At 76.0% G+C, this 22,242-nt stretch carries 24 protein-coding genes; 14 read left to right on the top strand and 10 right to left on the bottom strand.

Going from position 1 to position 22,242, the window contains the following annotated elements:
* Nucleotides 1-2,157 (bottom strand): glycosyltransferase family 4 protein, encoded by a 2,157-nt coding sequence (locus ACIRD3_RS18830; protein ID WP_402217606.1) that lies wholly within the window; start codon nt 2,155-2,157, stop codon nt 1-3.
* Nucleotides 2,158-2,362: 205 nt separating this feature from the next.
* Here ACIRD3_RS18830 and ACIRD3_RS18825 point away from each other — a divergent pair, with 205 nt between their 5' ends.
* From ACIRD3_RS18825 to ACIRD3_RS18805, 5 genes are all read left to right on the top strand, one after another.
* On the top strand, nt 2,363-3,712 hold the full coding sequence (locus tag ACIRD3_RS18825; RefSeq protein ID WP_402217603.1) for a glycosyltransferase: 1,350 nt from the start codon (nt 2,363-2,365) through the stop codon (nt 3,710-3,712).
* Nucleotides 3,713-3,899: 187 nt separating this feature from the next.
* On the top strand, nt 3,900-4,532 hold the full coding sequence (locus tag ACIRD3_RS18820) for a hypothetical protein (RefSeq protein ID WP_402217601.1): 633 nt from the start codon (nt 3,900-3,902) through the stop codon (nt 4,530-4,532).
* 72 nt (nt 4,533-4,604) lie between these two features.
* Nucleotides 4,605-5,615 (top strand): DUF1996 domain-containing protein, encoded by a 1,011-nt coding sequence (locus ACIRD3_RS18815; protein ID WP_402217598.1) that lies wholly within the window; start codon nt 4,605-4,607, stop codon nt 5,613-5,615.
* Between the two features lie 57 nt (nt 5,616-5,672).
* A complete protein-coding gene (locus tag ACIRD3_RS18810; RefSeq protein WP_402217595.1) occupies nt 5,673-6,233 on the top strand; it encodes a sigma-70 family RNA polymerase sigma factor in 561 nt (186 codons plus the stop codon).
* Nucleotides 6,230-7,051, top strand: coding sequence for an anti-sigma factor family protein (locus tag ACIRD3_RS18805; protein WP_402217592.1), 822 nt, complete (start codon nt 6,230-6,232; stop codon nt 7,049-7,051). Before ACIRD3_RS18810 ends, ACIRD3_RS18805 begins: the two co-directional genes overlap by 4 nt.
* 97 nt (nt 7,052-7,148) lie before the next feature.
* On the opposite strand, the gene ACIRD3_RS18800 is transcribed toward ACIRD3_RS18805, so the two are convergent.
* On the bottom strand, nt 7,149-7,913 hold the full coding sequence (locus ACIRD3_RS18800; RefSeq protein WP_402217589.1) for a D-Ala-D-Ala carboxypeptidase family metallohydrolase: 765 nt from the start codon (nt 7,911-7,913) through the stop codon (nt 7,149-7,151).
* A gap of 183 nt (nt 7,914-8,096) precedes the next feature.
* The gene (locus ACIRD3_RS18795) at nt 8,097-8,543 is read right to left on the bottom strand and encodes an SRPBCC family protein (protein WP_402217586.1); all 447 of its coding nucleotides are present in this window, start codon (nt 8,541-8,543) and stop codon (nt 8,097-8,099) included.
* A 215-nt stretch (nt 8,544-8,758) separates the two neighbouring features.
* Here ACIRD3_RS18795 and ACIRD3_RS18790 point away from each other — a divergent pair, with 215 nt between their 5' ends.
* The 4 genes from ACIRD3_RS18790 (at nt 8,759) to ACIRD3_RS18775 (ending at nt 11,835) form a co-directional block, all read left to right on the top strand.
* Complete coding sequence (locus tag ACIRD3_RS18790; protein WP_402217583.1) at nt 8,759-9,511, top strand: response regulator transcription factor; 753 nt, start codon at nt 8,759-8,761, stop codon at nt 9,509-9,511.
* A gap of 8 nt (nt 9,512-9,519) precedes the next feature.
* Nucleotides 9,520-11,046 carry a sensor histidine kinase gene (locus tag ACIRD3_RS18785; RefSeq protein WP_402217581.1) on the top strand — a complete coding sequence of 509 codons (1,527 nt, stop codon included), beginning with the start codon at nt 9,520-9,522 and terminating at the stop codon, nt 11,044-11,046.
* Between the two features lie 136 nt (nt 11,047-11,182).
* Nucleotides 11,183-11,629, top strand: coding sequence for a hypothetical protein (locus tag ACIRD3_RS18780; RefSeq protein ID WP_402217578.1), 447 nt, complete (start codon nt 11,183-11,185; stop codon nt 11,627-11,629).
* Nucleotides 11,626-11,835, top strand: coding sequence for a hypothetical protein (locus ACIRD3_RS18775; RefSeq protein ID WP_402217576.1), 210 nt, complete (start codon nt 11,626-11,628; stop codon nt 11,833-11,835). Before ACIRD3_RS18780 ends, ACIRD3_RS18775 begins: the two co-directional genes overlap by 4 nt.
* 199 nt (nt 11,836-12,034) lie before the next feature.
* Here ACIRD3_RS18775 and ACIRD3_RS18770 read toward each other — a convergent pair whose 3' ends face one another.
* Both ACIRD3_RS18770 and ACIRD3_RS18765 read right to left on the bottom strand, forming a co-directional pair.
* Nucleotides 12,035-12,880 (bottom strand): hypothetical protein, encoded by an 846-nt coding sequence (locus tag ACIRD3_RS18770; RefSeq protein ID WP_402217574.1) that lies wholly within the window; start codon nt 12,878-12,880, stop codon nt 12,035-12,037.
* 85 nt (nt 12,881-12,965) lie between these two features.
* Complete coding sequence (locus ACIRD3_RS18765) at nt 12,966-13,577, bottom strand: MerR family transcriptional regulator (protein WP_402217571.1); 612 nt, start codon at nt 13,575-13,577, stop codon at nt 12,966-12,968.
* A gap of 123 nt (nt 13,578-13,700) precedes the next feature.
* Here ACIRD3_RS18765 and ACIRD3_RS18760 point away from each other — a divergent pair, with 123 nt between their 5' ends.
* Complete coding sequence (locus tag ACIRD3_RS18760; protein WP_402217569.1) at nt 13,701-14,117, top strand: DUF3291 domain-containing protein; 417 nt, start codon at nt 13,701-13,703, stop codon at nt 14,115-14,117.
* A 128-nt stretch (nt 14,118-14,245) separates the two neighbouring features.
* On the opposite strand, the gene ACIRD3_RS18755 is transcribed toward ACIRD3_RS18760, so the two are convergent.
* Nucleotides 14,246-15,214 (bottom strand): hypothetical protein, encoded by a 969-nt coding sequence (locus tag ACIRD3_RS18755; protein ID WP_402217567.1) that lies wholly within the window; start codon nt 15,212-15,214, stop codon nt 14,246-14,248.
* A 346-nt stretch (nt 15,215-15,560) separates the two neighbouring features.
* On the opposite strand from ACIRD3_RS18755, the gene ACIRD3_RS18750 reads away from it, so the two are divergent.
* Entirely contained in the window at nt 15,561-16,322 is a 762-nt protein-coding gene (locus ACIRD3_RS18750) for a hypothetical protein (RefSeq protein WP_402217564.1), read from the top strand.
* Nucleotides 16,323-16,610: 288 nt separating this feature from the next.
* Here the strand turns inward: ACIRD3_RS18750 and ACIRD3_RS18745 are convergent, their stop codons facing one another.
* From ACIRD3_RS18745 to ACIRD3_RS18735, 3 genes are all read right to left on the bottom strand, one after another.
* Nucleotides 16,611-17,537 carry an NAD-dependent protein deacetylase gene (locus ACIRD3_RS18745; RefSeq protein WP_402217561.1) on the bottom strand — a complete coding sequence of 309 codons (927 nt, stop codon included), beginning with the start codon at nt 17,535-17,537 and terminating at the stop codon, nt 16,611-16,613.
* A 53-nt stretch (nt 17,538-17,590) separates the two neighbouring features.
* Complete coding sequence (locus tag ACIRD3_RS18740; protein WP_402217558.1) at nt 17,591-18,211, bottom strand: AAA family ATPase; 621 nt, start codon at nt 18,209-18,211, stop codon at nt 17,591-17,593.
* 205 nt (nt 18,212-18,416) lie between these two features.
* A complete protein-coding gene (locus tag ACIRD3_RS18735) occupies nt 18,417-19,217 on the bottom strand; it encodes a maleylpyruvate isomerase family mycothiol-dependent enzyme (RefSeq protein ID WP_402217555.1) in 801 nt (266 codons plus the stop codon).
* A 302-nt stretch (nt 19,218-19,519) separates the two neighbouring features.
* Between ACIRD3_RS18735 and ACIRD3_RS18730 the strand changes: the two genes are divergently transcribed.
* Nucleotides 19,520-20,236, top strand: a complete 717-nt coding sequence (locus ACIRD3_RS18730; protein WP_402217553.1) for a Tat pathway signal sequence domain protein — start codon at nt 19,520-19,522, stop codon at nt 20,234-20,236.
* Nucleotides 20,237-20,330: 94 nt separating this feature from the next.
* Here ACIRD3_RS18730 and ACIRD3_RS18725 read toward each other — a convergent pair whose 3' ends face one another.
* The gene (locus ACIRD3_RS18725; RefSeq protein ID WP_402217551.1) at nt 20,331-20,918 is read right to left on the bottom strand and encodes a histidine phosphatase family protein; all 588 of its coding nucleotides are present in this window, start codon (nt 20,916-20,918) and stop codon (nt 20,331-20,333) included.
* Nucleotides 20,919-21,217: 299 nt separating this feature from the next.
* Between ACIRD3_RS18725 and ACIRD3_RS18720 the strand changes: the two genes are divergently transcribed.
* Nucleotides 21,218-21,436 carry a CbtB domain-containing protein gene (locus tag ACIRD3_RS18720; protein ID WP_402217549.1) on the top strand — a complete coding sequence of 73 codons (219 nt, stop codon included), beginning with the start codon at nt 21,218-21,220 and terminating at the stop codon, nt 21,434-21,436.
* A gap of 15 nt (nt 21,437-21,451) precedes the next feature.
* Nucleotides 21,452-22,222, top strand: a complete 771-nt coding sequence (locus ACIRD3_RS18715) for a CbtA family protein (RefSeq protein ID WP_402217546.1) — start codon at nt 21,452-21,454, stop codon at nt 22,220-22,222.
* Nucleotides 22,223-22,242 lie beyond the last annotated feature (20 nt).

Genomic DNA, 22,242 nt, shown 5'->3' with positions numbered 1-22,242 from the left:
TCAGGTGTCCCCTTCCCGGTCGTCGCCGGTCCGGTCGGCGCCGGTCCGGTCGGCGCCAGTCTGGTCGTCGCCGGTCCGGTCGGCACCGGTCCGGTCCCGGCACGGGCGTTCCGGGCGGCAGGTGGCCCGGTAGGCGTCGGCCAGGGAGGTGGCCATGGAGTCGATGCCGAACCGCTCGCGGACCGTCGCTGACCCGGCTGCCGCCATCGCGGCGAGCTCGGGTGCGGGGGTGAGGACGAAGGAGCGCAGGCCCTCGGCCAGCAGGTCTGCCGACTCGGTGGCCAGCAGCCGTCCGTTGACGCCGTCGCGGAGGTAGTGGGAGGCACCGCCGCGCCGGGGAGCGGCCACCGGGAGGCCGGCTTCCATGGCCTCGAGGACGGCGAGCCCGAACTCCTCCTTCGCGCTGGGGCACACGTAGAGCGCGGTTCCCGGTCCGCCCCGTGCCAACGCCCTCTCCAGGAGGCGGACCTGCCGGTTGGGCAGCGCGGGCCACAGGGCCGCCCGCCTCCGTGCGACCGGATCCGCGGCCAGGAGTCCGGTGACCCTGGTGCGGACCGCCGCTTCGGTGCCGGTCGGGTCCGTGGGTGACCCGCCGACCAGCAGCAGGGTCGTGCGGTGGTGCAGGCCGGCGAGCAGCCACGCGTGGACGAGCTGTTCCTGCTGTTTGACGGGGTGGAGCCGTCCCACGCACAGCAGCAGCGGGAGGCGGCGGTCGGTCGCGTCCAGGCCGTCGGTGTCGTCGCCGCCGCGGAACAGGCGTGCCAGCATCCTGTGGCCGGCCGCGGCGTCGTCGGAAGCGGGTCGGAACGGGGCGATGCCCTCGGGCTGCAGGTGGACCGACCGCGTCTCCAGCTGCGGGAAGTGTTCGAGGAGCTCCTGCGTCCCGTGCCGCCCGGGCATGGCGACCAGCAGGTCGGCGCGGTCCACGAGGCGGTCGGCGACGAAGATCCGGTGCATGTCCAGGCGCAGCGTGCGGCTCGCACCGGTGGTCTGCTCCGGAGGCAGGCCTGCGTGCCGTTCGTCCATCGTCCGGTGAGGATCCGGGGTGACCGTGAACGCGAGCTTCGCGCCGACCCGGCGGGTGGCGCGGGCGACGGCGAGGGAGGCGTCGTCGGCGAACCTGACGTGCGTGATGTCCGGTCGGGCTCCGGGGAGTTCGAAGACACGGGCCGCCCACCAGGCCAGCGCGGGGTGATGGGTGGCGGCGTTCTGCGGGTCGAGTGCTTCCGGTGAGTCCAGGGGGAGGCGGACCAGCAGGTGTGCCGCACCCGGGCGGTCCACCGGTTCCGCGTGTCGGCCTTCCGCGGTCCGGGCGGCGGTCAGGGTGAGGACCCGTGCGGCGCGCGCGTGGGTCGTCAGGGCTTCGCCCAGTGCGGTCAGGAGCACGCTCATGCCGCCGCTGAGCCCGGCTCCGGGTTCCTCCAGTCGGCCCAGCAGCATCGATTGAGCGACCACGGGATAGGCGGTGAACGGCTCGGTCAGCGCGTCGAAGGCCGTCCTGAAGCGTCGTCCCCTCGGCGCCCCGGGGCGGGCCCGGTCGCAGCAGGCGGCGAGAAGCAGGTGTTCGTAGGCGTCCCATGCCGGACGGGGATCCGGCAGCGCGAGATCCCCGCCCGGAACTCCCGAGAGGTAGCGCCAGAGCGCATGCCTCTGGGGCCGTCCCGCGGGGTGCAGCTCGACGGCTTCCTGGACCGAGAGGGGCCTGAGGCCGTTGGCGTCCGCCACGTCGAGGAGGAAGGCGGTTTCGGCGGGGCCGGGAGTGGCGAGCAGCCGTCGCCGGATCTCGGCGGTCGCGCTGAGTCCGCCGTCGGGACGGCAGCTGCGTTCCCATGCCTCGGCGAGAGCGATCCGTTCCCACGGTTCCAGGTCCGGGGACGAGCCGGCGGCGGCCAGCACCCAGGCCGGCAGCGCGCGTTCGCGCCGGGCCAGCTGCCGAAGCCGCGCGGCGCGGCGGTCCGGGCGCGGCAGGAGCGAGTCCGGATGGGCCCAGGCGCCGCCGTACTCGGCCCGCGCCAGGCGCCCGAGCAGATCGCCACCGGTGACGGCGCCCACGTCCTGGGTCCAGTGGAATCTCCGCCAGGCGGAGAGGGACCCGGCTCCCGCGGCACCGGTCTGTGGCGCCGGTGCGGCCGGTGCGGGCGTGACGTGGTGTGTCATCGGTCTTCCTCCCGTGCCACCGAAGGGTCACGGGCACGTTCGGAGACGGATGGCGCAATGGATTGGACCCGCCGTGAACGCCCGGGACCGCCGACCCGCACCGGACGGGACCCGGTCGCGGCCGCCGGCCTCCAGCCGTGGTTTCCACGGGACGCCTGGCAGGATCGGAGCCGCACGCGATCCGAAGCCGTTGACGGAGGACACCATGGCCCGCGTCGCCGTGATCAGCCCGCCCTTCCACTCCCATGCCCGGCCGCTCGCGGTGCTCGGCGCCTCCCTGGCGCGGCACGGCGCCCGCGTCGACTTCGCCTGCACCCGTGCCTTCCACGAGCTCGCCACCGGCAGCGGCCTGGGCTTCGCCGAACTCGCCGTCACCCGCAACGCCAACCACGGCGTCGCCGAGAGCACGCGCCAGGACGATGCGGAGGCCCAGCGCCTGCGCGAATTCCTCGATGCGACGTTCGACGGGCCGACGGCGACCCTCCTCACCCAGGCACGCCACCGCGGCGACGACATGCTCGCCGAGCCCGAACGCGTCCTGCGCGACCTCGCGGCCCTCGACGCGCGGCTGCGACCGGACTGGTACCTCGTCGACCAGCTCGCCTACGCCGCGACCCTCGCCCTGCACTGCCTCGGCCTGCCCTACGCCACCTTCTGCCCCGGGCACCCCAGCTACCTGCCGGCCTCCCCCGACGCCCACTTCGGCCTGCCCTACGCGTGGCCCGCCGCCCTGAAGCCGGCCCCCGCCGACCTCGACCGGCTGCGCGCGGCGGTCGCGGCCAACGACGCCGCGTTCACCGCCGTCTTCCAGGCGACGGCCCGCCGCCACGCTCCCGACGGGCCCGAACCCGAGCGCGCCTTCGCCCTGTGCTCACCGCACGCCGTGGTCTTCAACTATCCCCGGCTGCCCTGGCTGCCGCCGGCCCCGGGCGGCCCCGAGCCCCTCTACGCCGGCCACCTGGTGCCGCACCGCGGCACCACAGCGCTGGACGAGGCCTGGCACGCCGTGCTCGCCCGCCTGACGGCCGGCGAGCGCCCGCTGGTGCTCGTCGCGCTGGGCACGTTCCTGTCGGCGCGGCACGATGTCCTGGCGACCGCGGCAGCCGGAATCCTCCGCCACACCGGGGCATCCGTGATCGTGGCTGCCGGCGACCGCGTCACCGAGGTCGCGAGCCACCCCCTGCTGAGCGACGTCGCGCCCGACCGGCTGCACGTCGCGCGGACCGTCCCGCAGCAGGAACTCCTGCGGCACGCCACCGCCATGGTCCACCACGGAGGCAACAACTCCTTCACCGAGTGCCTGCACGCCGGCGTGCCGGCCCTCGTCCTGCCCTTCTCCAGCGACCAGTTCGCCATCGCCCACGACGTGGAGCGCGCCGCCCTGGGCCGCTGCCTCGACCCCAACACCCTCACACCGGAATCCGCCGGCTCCGCGGTCGCGGGCCTCCTCACCGGAGGGGCCCGCGGAACCACGGACCTCGGCAAGCGCGTTCGCGCCCACGGCCCCGACCGGACTGCGGCCGCACTCCTGACGACCATGTCCGCCCGCCTCTGACCTCCACATCGCGTGACACGCCGGGTCCCGTCCCCCCGAGAAGCACCGGCCCGCGACCCGGTCGACGCGGAGGCGGGAAAAAACTTTCCGGAGACGTTGAACCGTTCCTCGTCGGGACTCGTGTGGAAGGTGCCCGGGCGGACACCGCCCGGATCGCCAAAAGACCACGCTCCAGGGGGAGTTCACCATGCCGAAGTTCGCCACGCCCACGTTCGCCGCGTCCCGGTTCACCGCGCGCCGGATGCTCGCCGCCACCGGCGTCGCCGTGCTCGCGCTCGCCGCCAGCGCCTGCGGGCCGGACACGGCCGACGGCTCCGGCGGGAGCGCGGCGACGACCGCCGCCCCTCCCGCCGCGACCGCCACCTCGTCAGCCCCGGCCACCGGCGGCACCGGCGGCACCGGCGGGGTCCGGCTCGTGGCCGTGAAGTCGGCCACGCTCGGACCGGTCGTCACGGACGCCGCCGGCCGGACCCTGTACCGCTTCGACAAGGACACCGCCAAGCCGTCCGCGAGCACCTGCGTCGACGCCTGCGCCGCGAAGTGGCCGCCGCTCACCGCCCAGGACGCGGTCCAGGTCACCGGAGTGGACTCCGCCCTGGTCGGCAGTGTGGCCCGGCCGGACGGCACGAAGCAGGTGACCCTCAACGGCTGGCCGCTCTACCGCTTCGCCGGGGACACCGCGGCGGGGCAGACCAACGGGCAGGGCGTCGGCGGCACCTGGTTCGCGAGCACGCCCGAGGGGAAGAAGGCGCCGGGCACCACCGGGCAGGCCGCGTCGCCGACCGCCGCGCAGAGCGGCGGCTACTCCGGAGGCTACTGACCGGCCGCGCACGGCGGCGAGGCGGCCGGCGCCGCCTTGCCCGTGCGGGGACCCGTCGCCCAGACTGTCGCGGTGCACCGGAACCGCGATCACCACTGGTCGGGGGGCGTCGCCCTCCCGGCCGGCGTCCTCCTCTGCCTCGTCCTGGGGCTGTCGTTGTTGGCGCTCCGGTTCCGGCCCGGCGGGCCGGAACAGGCCTCCGCCTTCGTCGACATCACCGCGGTGGCGGCCGCCGCGCCCGTGCCGTCGGCCGTCGGCCCGGACGCCTCCGGCGGCTCGTACGCGCAGGACTGCGGGCGCAACCAGGAGGGCCACCGCAACGCCGACAACGTGGTGGTCTCCCCCGGGACGGTGGGCGGCGCCCACCACGTGCACGACTACGTCGGCAACCTCTCCACGGACGCGGACTCCACCGACGACAGCCTCGCCGCGGCCCCGACCACCTGCACCGACGGCGACCGCTCGACGTTCTACTGGCCGGTGCTGCGCCGCACCGACCGCGTCGCCCCGGCGCCGGGCACCGCCGTGGCGGACCCCGACCACCCGCACGACGCCCCCGGCGAGGTCCTCGCTCCCGAGCGGGTCTCCATCGAGTACCTCGGCAATCCGTGGTCGAAGGTCGTGCCGATGCCGCGCTTCCTCCGGCTCCTGGAAGGCGACCCGACCGCCGCCACCGACGGCGGCGCCGAGGCCGGCGCCCGCTGGGGCTGTACGGGATCCGCCGACCGCACGACCACCGACCGCTACCCGCTCTGCCCCGCCGGCAGCCTGCTCACCCGCACCCTGGACTTCCCCAGCTGCTGGGACGGACGCGGCACGGACAGCCCGGGCCACCGCTCCCACGTGCGGTTCCCGTCCGCCGGCGGCCTCTGCCCGCACGGCACCTTCGCGATCCCGCACCTGCGGGTGACCGTCGGCTACCTCCCGCCCCCTCCCCGGGCCTTCGCCCTGGACGCCTTCCCCGAGCAGCGGCACAGCCCGCTCACCGACCACGCCGTGTACATCGGCCTGATGACCGACCGGCAGATGGCCTCCGTGGTGGCCTGCCTGAACGAGAACCGCACCTGTCGGGAATCCGGTTGAACCGGACGGCCGCCGCGCACGTGCTGGACGTGGTACCCGACGACGGAGGAATGGCGGATGGCGAGGACACGACCGGGCGGGCGGCAGGACGCCGCCGACGAGGCACTGATCCGAACGCTCTACGAGCAGCACGGCGGCGCACTGCTCGCCTACGCCGTCCGGCTCACCGGTGACCGCGCGGCGGCCGAGGACGCCGTGCAGGAGACGCTGATCCGGGCCTGGCGCAACCCCGAGGCGCTGACCGAGGCCCGGGGATCGGTGCGCGGCTGGCTGCTGACCGTGGAGCGCAACCTGATCACCGACCGGTTCCGGGCGCGGGCCGCACGACCGGCCGAGGTGGCGGAGGTCTCCGAGGCGACGGCCACCGTGCCGGTCGAACGCGACCACGCCGAGGGCGTGGTGGAGACGCTGGTGATGTCGCAGGCGCTGGACCGCCTCTCGCCCGAACACCGCGACGTGCTGCGCTCGATCTACTTCCAGCGTCTGTCGGTCACCGAGGCCGCGGAGCAGCTGGGCATACCCGCCGGGACGGTCAAGTCCCGCGCGCACTACGCGCTCCGGGCGCTCCGGCGCGCGTACACCGACAGGACGGGGACGTGGCAGGAGGTGTCGGTGTGACCAGGGACGACGCGGGTACGGGCGGCATGGGCACGGAAGACGTGAACACGAACGGTACGGGTGCGGACGGCACGGGCGCGGAGGGTACGGGCCCGGTGCCGCACGAGCGGATCGCCGAACTCCTCGGCGCCCACGTGCTGGGCGTGCTCGATCCGGACGAGTCGGCGGCGGTCGAACGGCACCTGGCCGACTGCCCCGCTTGCCGACAGGAGGTGGCCGAGTTGCGGGAACTGGAGACCGTCCTGGGCGAGGTGCCGCCCGAGCTGCTGGTGGACGGCCCGCCCACGGGCGGTGACCTGCTGCTGCAGCGCACCCTGCGGCAGGCACGGGCGGAACGCGGAGCGTCCCTGGTCCGGCGCCGCGCCCGGATCGGCGCGGTCGCGGCCGTCGCGGCGGCGGCGGCGCTGGTCCTCGGGATCGCGGTGGGCCGCGGCACGGTCACCGCGCCGCCGGTGGCCGCCGGCCCGGCCCCGAGCGCGGCGCCGACCGCGACCGTCACCCCGCCGCCGGCCGGGACCAGGACCGGTTCCGTGACGGATCCGGCCACCGGTGCCCGCATGACGCTGGCGATGACCCCGGCGATGGGCTGGGTCCGGGTGAACGCGGCGGTCACCGGAATCCCGGCCGGCCAGCGCTGCCACCTGGTGGTCAACGCCAGGAGTGGGGCGACGGCGGACGCGGGCAGCTGGCTGGTCTCGGCCGTGGGCGCCAAGTCCGGCACCACGCTGGACGGTTCGGCGATCGTCTCGCCGGACGACGTGGTCTCGGTGTCGGTCGTCAACGAGTCCGGGCAGACCTTCGTGACGGTCCCGGTGTAGGGCTCCGCCGCCCGCCGGACCCGAGGTCCGGCGGGCGGGGCGGGCCCCGGCGCCACCGCCGGCGCCCCGCCGCCTCCTCGGCCGGGCCCGGGTGCCGTTACGCGACGCCGTCCTGCCACCACCAGAAGCCCGAGCCGTAGTTGCCGTGCTCGACCCGGCTGTCCACGTGCTGCCACGAGACGGTGTGGGTCTCCAGGCCGGAGAAGCCGCAGGTCTCGGCGATCCGGTAGACGGAGAGCGTGGACAGGCCGGAGACCGCGATGTCGGCGGCGACCCCGTAGGTGTGCATGGAGTTCGACGCCCCGCCGACCTGGGCGTTGTACGAGGTGCTGCGGAAGCCGGAGTTGACGGTGATCGCGCGGCCACCGGCCTTCTTCCGCAGCGCCTCCAGCTTGTACATGGTGCGGCGCACGTTCTCCCGCACCTCGCCGGAGCCGACGTTGCCGCCGCCGAAGCCCGCGCCGTCGTGGCTGGTGAACTCCGACCAGTCGAAGTGGGCGGTGGAACCGTCCGACTTCTCCAGTGAGTTGAGCACGCCGAAGGTCTGCGGTCCGGCGACGCCGTCGGCGCTCAGCCCGTACGCGGCCTGGAACCGGCGCACGGCGGCGGCGGTGCCGGGACCGAAGGAGCCGTCCACCGCCACGTAGGTCTGGGAGGCGGAGTCGGCGGCCCAGCCCGCGACGCGGATCTGCAGCTCGGCGACGGCGGCACCGGAGGAGCCCTGGCCGAGCGGGCCGGACCACCCGTAGGCCGCCGCGGGCCGGGCCAGGCCGACCTCGGCGACCGCGGCGAGCCCGGCCGCGGCCACGAGCCCGGTGCCGTAGCGCAGGAGTGAACGGCGGTCGAGGGAAGATCTGTTCATGTCCTGATCCTTCGAGGAGTTCGAACGGGTCGGGTACGGTGCATGATCAGCGGTGCCGGCTCCACGGTGCCCGTTCAGCAGTCCACGGTCAACGGTGTCCGGTCACGGCAACCGCCGGGTGCTGGCCGTGCTGGCCCACCTGCGCGGCGCCCCGGCCTGAGACCGGGCTCCCGGTGGGAAGCGTCAGGCCGCCCCCTGCGCTCCCGCCGGACCCGCGGTCTCCTCGACGTGGCGCTTGAAGTCGGCCAGGTCGTCGATGACCCGGCGGTCGACGAAGCCCAGCGCCTCGGCCACGTGCTCCCAGACGCCGTGCGGCTCGATCTCCAGCTGGAGCATCAGCCTGGTCCTCCGGTCGTCCACCTGGTGGAAGGTCACCACTCCGGAGTGCCGCACCGGACCGTCCCCGCCGTCCCAGGCCACCCGCTCGCCGGGGACCACCTCCGTGGTCACCGCCTCGAACTCCCGCCGGCCGGCGGCCGTCCGCACCACCCAGGTGCTGCCGCCCGGGCCGTCCACGTCGACGCTCACCACGCCCCGCATGAACCGCGGGAACTCCTCGCACCGGACCCACTGCTCGTACACCGTGTCGAGCGGGGCGGACACCTCGACCGACTCCTCGATCCTTCCCATCGCTCCTCCTCTCCTCCCGGGGCCCCGCCGCCCCCGGCACGGCCCGTGGTAGTCCGCGTGCCCCGTTCCCCGCCCGGCATGCACCCGCGTTCGCTTCCTCCACCCGCATCCGCCCCCGGTGTCCCGCCGGCCACCCGTACCCCCGCCGCGGCCCGGCCCGGAGGGTGTGAGAGAGTCGGCGGCCCCGAAGCCTGTCCGGACGCGAGGAGGAGCCGATGCACGGGAACGGGCCCGCCGGCACGCCCGGCCCCGGCGGCGGTGGCCGGGTCCTGGTGGTGGACGACGACGCGGCGATCCGCCGCACCCTGGAACGCGGCCTGCGGCTCAGCGGGTTCACCGTCGCGCTGGCCGAGGACGGCGAGACGGCGCTCGCCCGGCTGCTGTCCGCCGAAGCGGACGCCCCGCCTCCGACCGCCGTCGACGTCCTGGTGCTCGACGTCTCGATGCCCGGCGTCAGCGGCACCGAGGTCTGCCGCACCCTGCGCGCCCGCGGCGACGACATCCCGGTGCTGATGCTCTCGGCGCTGGACGAATCCGCCGACCGGGTGGCCGGGCTGCAGGCCGGGGCCGACGACTACCTGGTCAAGCCCTTCGCCTTGGAGGAGCTGGTGCTGCGGCTGCGCGCCCTGCTGCGCCGCCGCCCGCCGCAGCCCACCGACCGCGTCCTGGCCGGGCCGCTGGCGATCGACCCCACCACCCGGCAGGCCCACCTCGACGGACGCGAACTGCGCCTCACCCGACGGGAGTTCGAGCTGCTCACGCAACTCGCCCGGAACACCGGCATCGTGCTCTCCCGCGAACTGCTGCTGGAACGCGTCTGGGGGTACGACTTCGAGGTGCGCAGCGACGCCGTGGACACCTTCGTCAGCTACCTGCGCCGCAAGCTGGAGGCCGACGGCCGGCCCCGGCTGATCCACACCGTCCGGGGCGTCGGCTTCGTGCTGCGGCTGCCCGGCGGGAACGGGTAGCGGCCGCCGTGAAGCTCTCCACCCGGATCGCCCTGTGGGCCGCCGCCGTGGTGCCCGTCCTGGTGGTGCTCGCCGGGCTGCTCCTGCTGCCGCTGGTCGGCCGGGACCTGCGGCACCAGCAGGACGCCCGGCTGCACGAGCGGGCCGCCGCCGTCCTGCCGAGCGTGCGGACGCTGATCGCCGCCGACACCCGCGGCAAGCCCAAGGTCGAGCAGAACCAGCAGCGCAAGGTGGTGGACGCCGCGCTGGACTCGGGCGTACGGGTCACCGCCGAGGACGGCACCGTCCTGCTGTCCGTCGGCCCGCAGCCCGCCGACGACCGGGCCTTCCCCACCGCGCCCGGCGGACCCGCCACCGTCCACGACCACGGCGCGGCCTGGCGGGTGCTGACCGTCCGGGCCACCGGCACCGGGGCGAGCGGCGGCACCGGCACGCTCTGGGTCAGCGAGCCCGGCGGTCTGGCCGGCGACCAGACGGCGGCGGTGCGCCGACGGATCCTGCTCGTGGCGGCGATCGCCGCGCCGGTCTCCGCGCTGATCGGCTTCGCCCTCGCCGAGCGCGCCACCGCACCGCTGCGCCGGCTCAGCCGCCGCGCCGCCGAACTCGACCCGGCGGCGCCGGCCGTTCCGGCGGTCTCCGCCGGCTCGGCCGGCCCGACCGACTCGGCCGGCCCCACCGCCTCCGCGGCCTTCGCGGCGGAGCGCAGCGGCACCACCGAGGTCGACGAACTGGCCTCCGCCCTGGCCCTGTTGCTCTGCCGCTACGACGAACAGGCGCTGCGCACCGCCCAAGCCCTGGAAACGGCGCGCTCGTTCTCCTCCGCCGCCTCGCACGAGCTGCGCACCCCGCTGATGAGCCTGCGCACCAACCTCGACGTGCTGGCCGCCCACCCGGACCTCCCGTCCGGTGAACGGGCCGAGATCGTCGACGAGTTGCGCGACGACCACACCCGGCTGCTGGACCTGCTCACCGCGCTCGGCACGCTCGCCCGCGGCGACCTCGTCGAGGTCGACTCCTTCGGCCCGGTCGACCTCGCCGAACTCGCCGACGCGGCCGCCGACGACGCCCGGCGCCGCCACCCCGAAGCCGACATCACCGTGGAACTCCCCTCGGAGCTCAGGGTGTTCGGCTGGGAGCCCGGACTGCGGATCATGCTCGTCAACCTGCTGGTCAACGCCGCCGTGCACGGCCGCGGCGGCCCGGAGCGGAGCGGACCGGCCCGGGTGACGCTCCGGCTGGCCCCGACCGGTACGGTCGCGCTGCTCACCGTCGACGACGCCGGGCCCGGCATCCCCCCGGCCGAGCGCGAAACGGTCTTCCACCGCTTCCACCGCCGCCGCGACAGCCCCGGCTCGGGGCTCGGGCTCACCCTGGTCGCCCAGCAGGCCGCGCTGCACCGGGGCAGCGTCCGGATCACCGAACCGCCGGACGGGACCGGCTGCCGGCTGGAGGTCCGCCTGCCCCTGCCGGACGCCGACCGGCCGACCCTCCAGCTGCCGGTCCGGCGTGACTGGATCACCGGCGGGGAGCGCTGAGCCGGACGCCTCCACCCGCTCCGCGGTCCACAAGGAATCCACAAGAACCCGTCCTACGCTCCCGACGACCGGGCCGGACCGGGCCCGCGACCACCGGCCCGGTCTCCGCGACCGTCCACGGCAGAAAGGGACGCCCATGTCCGCCACCCGTACGTCCGCCACGTCCGTCCGCCGCCGGCTCACCGGCCGCCGGGCCGCCGCCCTCGGTGCCCTCGCCCTCGCCGGCTCGCTGCTCGCCGCCGCCCCGGCGCAGGCCGACGGAGCGGCCGGCTCCCCGTCCGCCGGGTCCACGCCCACCGGTGACGGCGCGAAGGCCATCTGCAAGCGGCTTCCGAAGACCGAGCAGCACGTCACCAAGGCGCTGACCCGGCTGGGCGGCGACGCCACCGTGGCCGGGTCGGTCGCCCGGCTGCAGCAGCGCGCCGACAACGCCAAGGCCGCCGGTCACACCGAGATCGCGAAGCTCCTCAACGACCGCCTCACCGCCCGCAAGGGCCTGGTCACCACCCTGCAGACCCGGCAGGCCGACCTCAACGCCGTGGCCACCTGGTGCGCCGCCCACAACGAGGGCGCGTCCAAGTGACCCGCCGCCCGCCGGCCCTCCGCGCCGCCCTCCTCGCCCTCACCCTCGCCGGGGCCGCCCTCCTCACCGCCTGCGGCGGCCCCACCGACCACCCGGCACCCGGTACCGCCGACAGCAGCCAGGTCCAGGACCTGCAGCACAAACTCGACGCCGCCGACACCGCAGCCACCCAAGCCGACACCGACTCGGCCACCGACGACAACTGACGCCCCCGGACCCCGCCCACCCGGCGGGGTCCACACCCTTCCGGCCCCCGCCCGCCCTCAAGCCGGGGTGGCCGGCTGCTCGGCGTCGCCGAAGCGGGCAAGCGTGAGGGCTCCCGCCACGGCGGCTGACGCCCCCGGCCCCTGGACCCTGACCCCGCCCACCCGGCGGAGTCCACGCCCTCCCCGCCCCCGCCCGCCCTCAAGCCGGGGTGGCCGGCTGCTCGGCGTCGCCGAAGCGGGCAAGCGTGAGGGCTCCGGCCACGGCGGCCAGGAAGCCGAGGACGGCGACCGGGGTGAGGTCGTGGCGGGTGTGGTCGCCGAGGACGAGGATGCCGACCGCTGCCGGGCCGAGGGTCTCGCCCAGGACCATCGCGGCCGTCGCGGAGGTCACCGAACCGTGCTGCATGGCCCAGGTCAGCGCGGCGAAGCCGCCGAGCCCGGCGACCGCGACCGCGTAGGCCGAGGGCTCGGTCAGCAGCTGTGGCAGCCGCGGCTCCGGCAGCACCCGCACGGCCACCCCGATCACGCCGAACTGCAGCCCGGCGACCAGCCCGAGCAGCGGGGCGCGGCGGGCACCGCCGTAGCGCACGACCGCCCAGCCCGCGCCGAGCAGGGCCACCGCGACCAGCAGGACCCCCAGGCGCAGCGCGTCGTCGCCGGTGCCGTGGCCGTCCCGCCCGGCGGTCAGCGCCAGCAGCAGCAGACCCGCGCAGACCGCCACCACCCCGGCCCACTCGCTGCGCCGCAGCCGCACCCGCAGCACCCGGGCCGCGCCGACGGCCGTCACGGCGAGCGCGGAGGCCAGCGCGGCCTCGACCACGTAGAGCGGCAGCCGCTCCAGGGCGACGAGCTCGGCGGCGAAGCCGCACATGTCCATCCCGATCCCCGCGAGGAACGGCCACTGCCGCAGCGCACCGGCCAACGCGGCCGCCTCTCCCGCCGCCACCTCCGCGGCGGCGGCACGGCGGGCCCCGACCGCCTGCAACACGGTGGCCGAGCCGGTGAGCAGCGCGGCCAGAAGAGCGGACACCAGGCCGAGGAACATGCGCCGACCGTACGGCCCCGACCCCTGCGCCGATCACCTGGCACGCCGTCGCCCCCGACACCGAACCGCGCCGTCGGCCCGCCGGTCAGGTGTTGCGGCGGGCGGATTCGTTCTCCTGGGCGAGACGGCGGAGGGCGAGCAGGGCGGGCTCCAGCAGGACGGTGCGGAGCAGGGCGCTTTCGGCCTGGTCGACGGGGTCGGCCTGCGGGTCGAGTTGGTCGAGGTCGAGGGCGGCGGTCCGTTCGGCGAGGGCGGCGTAGCCGAGGAGGGCGGCGTGGGAGACCTCCTCGTCGAGGGAGCGGAGGGTTTCGAGGGTCTCGCCGAGGACGGCGCGGGCGGGGGCGTGTTCGGAGACCTGCCAGCCGAGTTCGCCGATCAGGGCGTCGACCTCGGGGGCGCCGGGGGCCGGTTCGGCGTCCTCGTCGACCGGGCGGGCGCCGAGGACCAGCCCGAGGACCTGGTGGCGTTCGCCCGCGTGGGCGGCCACCGCGCCGAGGACCTCCTTGGTGGCGCTGACGCTGAGCCCGCGGACGCCGATCAGCGCGCGGACCAGGCGCAGGCGGCGCAGGTGGGTCTCGTCGTACTCGGCCTGGGTGGCGGCGGTGGCACGGCCGGGCGGCAGCAGCCCCTCGCGCAGGTAGTACTTGATCGTCGCGGTCGGAACGCCGCTGCGGCGGCTCAGTTCGGAGATGCGCACGGCCGCACCCGCCTCCCCTTCGGTTCGTCGTCCAATTCCTCTGGACATCTGGATACCCGCACTGTCTAACATAGATAGTGCCACTACCCAATATGGCGCCGTCCCCGACGAGGAGTGTCAGCCATGCCCGCACTGCCCTGGATCACCCCGAACCCCGCCACCCCCGGCACCTCGGCGGTCGTCATGGCCTCCCGCTTCGAGGTGCGGTCACTCGCCGACGTGCCCCGCTTCTTCGTCAAGTCGCTGGCCGTCTGGCGTCAGCTGCGCAGCGCGCCCGGCGCCCTCGGCGCCTCCCTGATCGCCCGGCCGCTGCGGCGGACCTTCTACACGCTGTCCGCCTGGGAGAGCCGCGAGGCGCTCGACGCCTTCGCCGCCGCCCAGCCGCACCGCTCCGTGATGACGGGCCTGCGCGCCACCATGAAGGAGTCCACGTTCACCTTCTGGCCCCTCCCCGTCGAACGGCTCCCCGTCCCCTGGGCCGACGCCCACGCCCGGATCGACGCCGAACGCGCCAGGGCCGCGGGCACCACGACGAGCTGACTGCGGGAACCCCGACAGCCCGACGGTGCCCGGGAACGCCCAGGAGCGGCCCGGGAACGCCCCCGCCCGGCCACCGCGTCGAGGCCCGGCGGACGGCCGGGGGTGCGGGGCCGGGCGGAGGGCGCCGGTCAGCGCTGCAGGTGGGCGAGCAGCAGGTTGGGGTCCGCCCGGGTGAAGTACGCCGCGCTCGGGATGTACACCTTCCCGCCGCGCACGGCCACCGAGGTCGGGTTGGACAGGCCGTCGGTGCCGGTGAGCACGGTGTGGTGGCTGCCGTCGCCGGCGACGTAGACGGCCTGGTTCGGGCTGTTCAGGGCGGCGATCAGGGCGTCGCCGCGCCCGGTGAAGGCGAAGTCGTCGATGCCCGCGAGGCCGCCCACCCGCACCTCGGCGGGCCCGGCCGTGCCGTTGTCGCCGATGGGGATGCGCACCACGTTCCCGGTGTCGGTGTTGCTGACCCAGACCGCGCCGTGGTGCACCTTGAGGCCGTTGGCGCCGAACGCGGCGGTGGGCTTGAGCAGGGCGTCGTCGGACCAGGTCGTGGCCGGGCCGCCGTCCGCCGGGACGGCGTACACGACGCCGAGCGCCGAGTCGGCGGTGTAGAGCCGGCCCTCGTGCTGGTCGAGGGCGAGGCCGTTGGGGAATCCGGTGACCGGCAGGGCCGCGATCCGCTCGGGGGTGCCGCCGGGGCAGAGCCGCCAGATGCCCTGGAGGTCCTCGGTGCCGGTGGCGTAGCCGAAGTAGAGGGTGCCGTCGTGGGCGCGGGCGATGCCGGTGACGATGGCGGCGCCGATCAGCGGGGTGGCCGGGTCGGCGGGGGCGGGCAGGGTGGCGAGGACGGTGAGGTGGCCGTCGGTGTCGACCCGGCCGACCTGCCGGGCGAAGGACAGGGTGAGGTCGGCGGAGCCGTCCGGTTCGAGGGCGATGTTCTCCGGCTGCTGTCCCTGGGCCAGGTCGAAGTGGGCGACGATCCGGGGGTCGGACAGCGGCGGCGCGACGGCGACGGCCGGGGTCACGGCGAGCAGGGCGAGGGCGGCGCAGGCGGCGGAGACGGCGCCGGCGGCCCGGCGGGTACGGGCGGCGGACGGGCGGGTCATGGTCTCTCCTTGATCGACTTTGCTGGGCCCGAGGACCGGATGCCGGCGCGACCGACGTGGATCGGCATGATCGACGGGCGGGGACGGCCGGCACGGTCGCCGGGGCTCGGACGGCCCCACGGGCCGCCTGCCCGCCAGCAGAACACTCCTGACTGCGCCTCACCCCCGATCGACCCCCGCGCCCGGGACAACATCCCCCGGTCGGTCGCCCCACCTGCGCCGACGGCCCGGCGGGGCGGCACCGAACCGGTTCCGGAATGTGACGTGGCCCTGTCTAGTTCGTTCGCGCTCCGGTGTGATGGGATGTGCCGTCTCGGGGTGATGACCGCTGGTGGGGGTGGTGTGTGTGAGGCGCAACGGACGGCCGTCGAGGCTCGACGGAGACGCGGCGTACCTGGTCGCCGTCGGACTGGTCCGGCTGGGCGCGCAGGAGTGGCTGGGCACGGCGGGCGGTGCGCCCGCCTGGGTGGGCGGCCTGCGGGCGGCCTCGTTCGCGGACGCCTGGCTGGCGTTCGGCGACCCGGCGGCGCCCGGCCTGCGGGTGCCGGCGACGGCGGCACTGCGGGCGGTCGCCGAGCGGGCCGCGCAGCTGGTCGTCCGGGCCTGCGCGGACGACGAGTCGGCGGCCCTGGAGTGGCTGGGGCAACGGTCGGCGGAGGCCCGCGAGGAGGCCCGCCGGGACGAGGTGTCGCACCCGGCCGAGCCCTGCGCGCTGACCCTGGTGTGGCACGCCGTCCAGGCGCTGGCCGCCGGGGCCGAGCCGTCCGGCGACGGTCGTACGGACGGCTGCGTGGACGACGGCCCGGACGGCGGCGTGGACGACGGCCCGGACGCGCACGTCGCCGCGGACGCGCACGCGGACGGGCTCGGCGAGGACCGGATCACCGAGCGGGTCGAGGCCTACGTACGGGAGCGGCACCGCCGCCAGGACACCCTGGCCCTGGTGCTGGGCTGCACCCGGATCGCGGCGGCCGCGCTGGTCGAGCTGTGCGACAACGACCCGGCGCGGGTCTGCCGGTGGCTGGAGCAGGACGCTGCCCGGGTGATGCAGCGCGGCGGCCCCGCGCCGCTGTGGGTGCCGGGCCGCCCCTGGCAGCCCGCGGGCTGACCGGCGCCCGCTACCGGCCGTACGGCGGGCACGCCCTGGTGCGGCACCGCGCCGGTCCTGTGCGGACCCGCCGCCGTCGCCCCGGCTGCGGTGGCGGGGCGCCCGGTGCAGGCCGGGCGTCCGGGCGTCAGTGCCGCATCAGCACGGTCGCGTGGCTGGAGAGCGTGGTGTCGACCGCTCCCAGGTCGAAGGCGGCGGGGTCGAACTGGTCGGCGGAGTCGAGACCGAGCCATTCGAGGCGTTCCTCGTGCTCTCCGTGCCCCGCCCGGCAGCCCCGGGGGGACCCGGTCAGGCGGCGCCCAGCAGTCGGGCGGCCTCGGTCATGGTCGCGCCGAGCGGGAGGTCGAGGCGCAGCGCGGCGAGCTCGTCGCCGCGGGTGGAGCCCTGGTTGACGATGGCGACGGGCAGGCCCGCCCGGGCGGCGCGGCGGACGAAGCGCAGGCCGGACAGGACCGTGAGCGAGGAGCCGAGGACCACCAACGACCCTGCGGAGTCCACCAGTTCGTAGCACCGCTCGACGGTGGCGGCGGGCACGTTCTCACCGAAGAAGACCACGTCCGGCTTGAGCACGCCGCCGCAGTCCGCGCAGGGCGCCACCCGGAACCCGGCCACCTGCTCCGGAGCGAGCAGCGCGTCGCCGTCCGGGCGCAGCTCGGCTCCCGGCCGGCGGAAGCCCCGGTTCAACTCGTCGAGGCGCCGGTCCAGTTCGGCGCGGGAGCTGGTGCGACGGCAGTCCAGACAGACCACCCGGTCGAGCCCGCCGTGCAGTTCCACGGCCTCCCGGGTGCCGGCCGCGTGGTGGAGTCCGTCGACGTTCTGGGTGATGACCGCCGTGACGTGGCCCGACCGGCGCAGCCGCTCCACCGCGCGGTGACCGGCGTTCGGCCGGGCCCGGGCGAACGCGGGCCAGCCGGTGTGGCTGCGGGCCCAGTAGCGGCGCCGGGCGGCCTCGCTGCCGGTGAACTCCTGGTAGGTCATCGGGGTGCCGGTCCGGCGGCGGCCGGTGGCCCCGCGGTAGTCGGGGATGCCGGACTCGGTGGACAGGCCGGCGCCGCTGAGCACCACGACACCGCGCCGGTCCAGCAGTCGGACCAGGTCCGCGAGGGCGGCCGAGCCCGCCGGGCCCTCCGGGCCTGCCGCGCGCTCCACCGCCTTCGCCGCGGCCTTCGCCGCCGCGCTCTCCGCCACCCGGGCGGGGGTCTGGGACGCGTCCATACCGCCGAGGGTAACGCCGGCGCCGGGCAGGCCCGCGCAGCCCGTACGGCCCGCTACGGCTCCCCCGCGGCGAAGGCGACGATCCGCGCCAGCGGCGGCCGCCAGCCCTCCGTGGTGTCCACGACCAGGCGGGGGACGTCCAGGCCGATCGGCACCCAGCTCTCGATCGGCCGCTCCCCCGCCGCGATGCGGCGCAGGAACGCGGCGTCCGCGTGCACGGACCGCCCGGGCAGGTCGGCGGCCCGGCGGGCGATGCGGCGACGGGCGCGTTCGGGGTCGACGACGCAGCGCACGATCCGCAGCTCGGCCCGGCCCGTGAGCGGCTCCAGGCCGGGACGCCAGAGGCGGTCCTGGAAGGCCGCCTCCGCCACCAGGCTGGTGCCCGCCGCGAGGTGGTCGCCGAGGGCGCGGAAGAACGCCTCGTACGTCCGCAGGTCCAGGTCCCGGCCGGGATCCGCGCCGGCATCCGAGCTGCCTGCGGCGGCCATCCGTTCCTTGAGTTCGTCCCGGCAGACCGCCGGCCAGCCGAGCGCGTCGGCCAGGGCGTGCGCCAGGGTGGTCTTGCCCGCGCCGGGTGGCCCGCTGACGGCCACCAGCGTCGGGCGCCGTGGGCTGCCCGGTGTGCCGGGCTCGCCGGGTTCGCCGGGCGTGCCGGGCTCGCCAGGTGAGGTCATGCCACGGAATTCTCCACCAGTGGCCCCCGGAGCCGGACCGTCCGCCACCTCCCCCGCCGACGGCGGACGCCCCGGGGGCCGCCGTTCCCGGGGACCGCCCCCGCTGTGGCCGGCCCGACGGGGAGGTGGACGAGGCGAGACCGCCCGTCCACGCGACCCTGTCAGTCCCCGAACGTCCGGCCGACGGCGGCACCGCGCCCGGTGCTCAGCCCCAGCCCGGCACCGGCGGCAGCGGCCACACCGGCGGTGCCGGCAGCGCGGGCGGCGCCGACGGCACCGGCGGCACCGGTGCGGCCGCCGCCCGCGGCGCCGGCCCGCGTCCGGCGAGCCAGGCGAGCAGGACGTGGCCGGGGCCGGAGACGACGGGCCCGGCCGCCCCGAGCGTCCAGGCGCGCCCGAGGTCGACGGCCTCCAGCCGGGCGACGGGGAAGTCCCGGGCGCCCAGGGTCGCGGCGGTCGCGTCGAGCGCCCAGGTGACGTACCCGGCGGGCCAGTCGGCCGGGCCGCGGCCGAGGTTCAGGTCGACGTGGTGGGTCTCGAACTCGCGCCGGGCGCGGTGGAGGGTGAACCAGGCGGGGTGCCGCCACCCCGCGAGGGCCGGGACGAGCACGCTCCAGCGGTCCTCGGGCATCGCGGCCGCCGCCTCGAACATCCCGTCCAGGCTGCGCCGCAGGTCCGCGACGAGCTCGGCCGCGCCGCGGTCGGCGCCCTCGCGCAGCGCCCGGGCCGGCGCGGCCGCGTCGGCCCGCGGACCGGACTCGACGCCGGTCCCGGCCCGCGTCAGCAGCCGGCGGTACGCGTCGGCGCTGCGCGCGAGGTGGGTGATCACCTGGGCGCGGCTCCAGTCCGGCAGGGCGGACGGCTCGCGCGCCTGCCGGTCGGTCAGTCCGTCGAGGGTCGCGGTGAGGTGTCCGGCGGAGGCGCGCACCTCGGCGAGCAGGGCGGCGAGTTCGGCACGGGTGGGGTCGGCGGGGGGACCGGCGGGGGGATCGGTGGTGGGAGTCACGGGCCGGAACTCTACGGCCGGGCCGACGGCGACGTCGGCACCACCCCGACCACATCCCCCGCGGCCTGCTCGCGCGGCCGCGGGGCCGGGTCGAGCACCCCCGCACCGGCCTCGGCCCCGGCCTCGCTCCAAGCTCCGAAACCTTGTTGACGAAAAGTCAGCAAGTTGCGCCCATCGCCTTGACGGCACACCGTCACCGCCCTACAACAGCTCTGGAACGTATCGGCTCCCCGGTCCCCCGCCGCTCACGAGCCGCGAAAGGTCGTCTTCTCGCCCCTCACCGAGGAAGAGGCTTTCCCACCATGCGCTTCAGCCGCCACCTTGCCGTCCCCGCCGCCGCCGTCGCGGCCCTCGCCGCCACCACCGCGCTCGCCGTCGTCGCGGTGCCGGCCGCCGCGACGCCCGAGCGCACCGCGACCGGATCCGTCGCCGCCGCCCCGGTGCTCACCACCGGCGGAGCGGGTGGCACCGCCGTCGCACCCGGCGACGCGCTCGCCGCACCGCTCGCCAAGGGCACCGTCGCCACCTTCTACTCGACCGCGACCAGCACCACCGGGGTGACCTGCGCGGTCGCCCAGCTCGCCGGGACGGTGCTCACCAACCCGGCGGCCCCGGGCTCGGCCACCGGCTCGCTGACCGGGCTGACCTTCGGCTCCTGCACCAGCAACGTCACCGGGGTCACCTCGGTGCGCAGCCTGACCGTCGGCAACCTCCCGTACGGCGTGACCCTCTCCGACGGCCCGGGGCTGCCGGTGACCCTCACCGGCGGGTCCGCCGGGCCGGTCCAGGCCACCGCCGTGCTCAACAGCTGGTTCGGCACCATCACCTGCACCTACCAGCTCACCGGCGCGTTCACCGGCGCCGCCGACAACGGCGCGCACAGCCTGGCCTTCCGCAACGAGCACTTCGCCAAGAGCGGCGGCTCGGGGCTCTGCCCGGGCGACGGGTACTTCTCCGCGACGTACGGCCCGGTCGCCGACACCACCCAGCCGGGCAGCCCGGCGGTCTCCGTCAACTGACGCGCGGGCCACAGACGTTCGATGGTGCCCGCGGACCGGCGGTCCGCGGGCACCACGGCGTCGTCCACCGCGGCGTCCACGGCACCGGGACGCCTCAGGGCGCCAGGTCCCAGCCGCAGCGCAGGTTCCACCGCCCCGCGCGCCCGGACAACTCGGTGACCGACAGCGGCCGGACGTCGAGCCGCCAGAACACCTCCGGGGGCAGCCCGAGCACGTGCACCACGGCCGCCCGGACCACCGCGGGTTCGGCCACCACGGCCAACCTCCCGGACCGGCCGTCGAGTTCGCCCCGTTCGTACCGCTCCTCCAGCCAACCGCCGACCCGGGCGATCAGGTCGGTGACCGACTCCCCGCCGTGCGGGGCCGCCGTCGGGTCGGACAGCCAGGCGGAGAACGCCGCCGGCTCGGCCTCGGCGACCTCGTCGAGGGTGCGCCCGCGCCAGGACCCGACCTCCACGTCGGCCAGCCGCCCGTCCGGTTCGGCGGCCAGGCCGAGCGCCTCCGCCGTCCGGCCGCAGCGCGGCGAGGGCGAGGCGTAGCCGCGGGCGGGCGCCGGAAGTGACCGGGCCGCCGCCCTGGCGGCCGCCAGGGCGGCCTCCTCCGGCGGGCCGTCGTCGCCGAACCGCGCCGCGCGCAGCCCGTCCCCGATCGCCGGTGCGACGAACATCACGCGTACCGTCATCCGCTCCCCTCCCGTCCCGGAACCCGGCCGCGCACCGCACACGCACCGGATTCCGCTTCCGCCTGCGTGCCGGTCGCGCGCCCGTGAGCCCCTGCGCAGCCCCTTGGCCGCGGGTTCCGGACACGGTACCGTCCCTCCGACAACTGAAGACGGCAGAGCGCGGAAGCCCGGTGAGACTCCGGCACGGTCGCGCCACTGTGAAGCCACGGCCAGGGCCCCGCCCCGGCCCGGCGAGTCAGACCCGCCCTGCCGTCGGTGCTCCATCGAAACGGGACGCGTGTTCCCAGAGGAGGTCGGCCATGGCTCACCCCATCGCCCCCGCTGCCCCCGCCGCTCCGGCGGTCACCCCCATCTCCGTCAGGGCGATCCTGCCCTGGGCGGTGTTCTTCGGCATCCTGCTGATGGCCCTCGTCTACTTCGTCGGCGCCGAGCAGGGCGCCACCTCCCTCATCTCCGGCGAGGACGTGCACGAGTGGGTGCACGACGGTCGCCACCTGCTCGGTTTCCCCTGCCACTGACCAGGGGTCGACTCCGTGAACTCCGCAACCGTCAGATCCCTGCTCGTCCGCGGCATGCTGGCCGGCCTCGGCGCCGGACTGCTCGCCCTGGTCGTCGCCTACCTGCTCGGTGAGCCCCGGGTGGACGCGGCGATCGCCTACGAGGACGCCCACACCGCTCCCGGGGCGCACGAGATGGAGGTCGTCAGCCGGTCACTGCAGTCCACCGCGGGCCTGGCCACCGGCGTGCTCGTCTTCGCCGTCTCGCTCGGCGGCATCGCCGCGCTGGCCTACTGCTTCGCCCTCGGCCGGGTCGGCCGCTTCTCCCCGCGCGCCACGGCGGCCCTGCTGTCCGGCGTCGCGCTGGTCGCGGTCTACGTCGTGCCGTTCCTCAAGTACCCGGCCAACCCGCCGTCGGTGGGCGATCCGGAGACCATCGGCAAGCGCACCACGCTGTACTTCCTGATGATGGCGCTCAGCGTGCTGCTGGCGGTCGCCGCGGTGATCGTCGGCAAGCGGCTCGCGCCCCGCCTGGGCACCTGGTACGCGACCGTGGTGGCCGTCCTCGGCTTCGCCGTGGCCGTGGGCCTCGCCTTCGCGTTCCTGCCCGCCGTCAACGAGGTGCCCGAGGACTTCTCGGCCACCCTGCTCTGGCAGTTCCGCCTCGCGGCGCTCGCCATCCAACTCACCCTCTGGACGTCCTTCGGGCTGCTGTTCGGCCACCTCGCCGAACGTCTCCTCACCCCGAAGCCGGCCACCGCCGCCGTCCGCGAGACCGCGCCGGAGACGGCCGCGTCGGTGCCCTGAGCGACGTCGACGACACCGGC

The sequence above is a fragment of the Kitasatospora sp. NPDC093550 genome, from assembly GCF_044764985.1.
GTDB lineage: Bacteria > Actinomycetota > Actinomycetes > Streptomycetales > Streptomycetaceae > Kitasatospora.
This window is presented reverse-complemented; position numbering and strand designations above follow the sequence as displayed.

Coding starts and splice junctions, on each gene's coding strand:
- ACIRD3_RS18730 (WP_402217553.1), top strand. CDS start 19,520: ATGCGCTTCAGCCGCCACCTTGCCGTCCCCGCCGCCGCCGTCGCGGCC.
- ACIRD3_RS18720 (WP_402217549.1), top strand. CDS start 21,218: ATGGCTCACCCCATCGCCCCCGCTGCCCCCGCCGCTCCGGCGGTCACC.
- ACIRD3_RS18790 (WP_402217583.1), top strand. CDS start 8,759: ATGCACGGGAACGGGCCCGCCGGCACGCCCGGCCCCGGCGGCGGTGGC.
- ACIRD3_RS18830 (WP_402217606.1), bottom strand. CDS start 2,157: ATGACACACCACGTCACGCCCGCACCGGCCGCACCGGCGCCACAGACC.
- ACIRD3_RS18810 (WP_402217595.1), top strand. CDS start 5,673: ATGGCGAGGACACGACCGGGCGGGCGGCAGGACGCCGCCGACGAGGCA.
- ACIRD3_RS18770 (WP_402217574.1), bottom strand. CDS start 12,880: ATGTTCCTCGGCCTGGTGTCCGCTCTTCTGGCCGCGCTGCTCACCGGC.
- ACIRD3_RS18820 (WP_402217601.1), top strand. CDS start 3,900: ATGCCGAAGTTCGCCACGCCCACGTTCGCCGCGTCCCGGTTCACCGCG.
- ACIRD3_RS18825 (WP_402217603.1), top strand. CDS start 2,363: ATGGCCCGCGTCGCCGTGATCAGCCCGCCCTTCCACTCCCATGCCCGG.
- ACIRD3_RS18725 (WP_402217551.1), bottom strand. CDS start 20,918: ATGACGGTACGCGTGATGTTCGTCGCACCGGCGATCGGGGACGGGCTG.
- ACIRD3_RS18760 (WP_402217569.1), top strand. CDS start 13,701: ATGCCCGCACTGCCCTGGATCACCCCGAACCCCGCCACCCCCGGCACC.
- ACIRD3_RS18780 (WP_402217578.1), top strand. CDS start 11,183: ATGTCCGCCACCCGTACGTCCGCCACGTCCGTCCGCCGCCGGCTCACC.
- ACIRD3_RS18795 (WP_402217586.1), bottom strand. CDS start 8,543: ATGGGAAGGATCGAGGAGTCGGTCGAGGTGTCCGCCCCGCTCGACACG.
- ACIRD3_RS18800 (WP_402217589.1), bottom strand. CDS start 7,913: ATGAACAGATCTTCCCTCGACCGCCGTTCACTCCTGCGCTACGGCACC.
- ACIRD3_RS18740 (WP_402217558.1), bottom strand. CDS start 18,211: ATGACCTCACCTGGCGAGCCCGGCACGCCCGGCGAACCCGGCGAGCCC.
- ACIRD3_RS18745 (WP_402217561.1), bottom strand. CDS start 17,537: ATGGACGCGTCCCAGACCCCCGCCCGGGTGGCGGAGAGCGCGGCGGCG.
- ACIRD3_RS18755 (WP_402217567.1), bottom strand. CDS start 15,214: ATGACCCGCCCGTCCGCCGCCCGTACCCGCCGGGCCGCCGGCGCCGTC.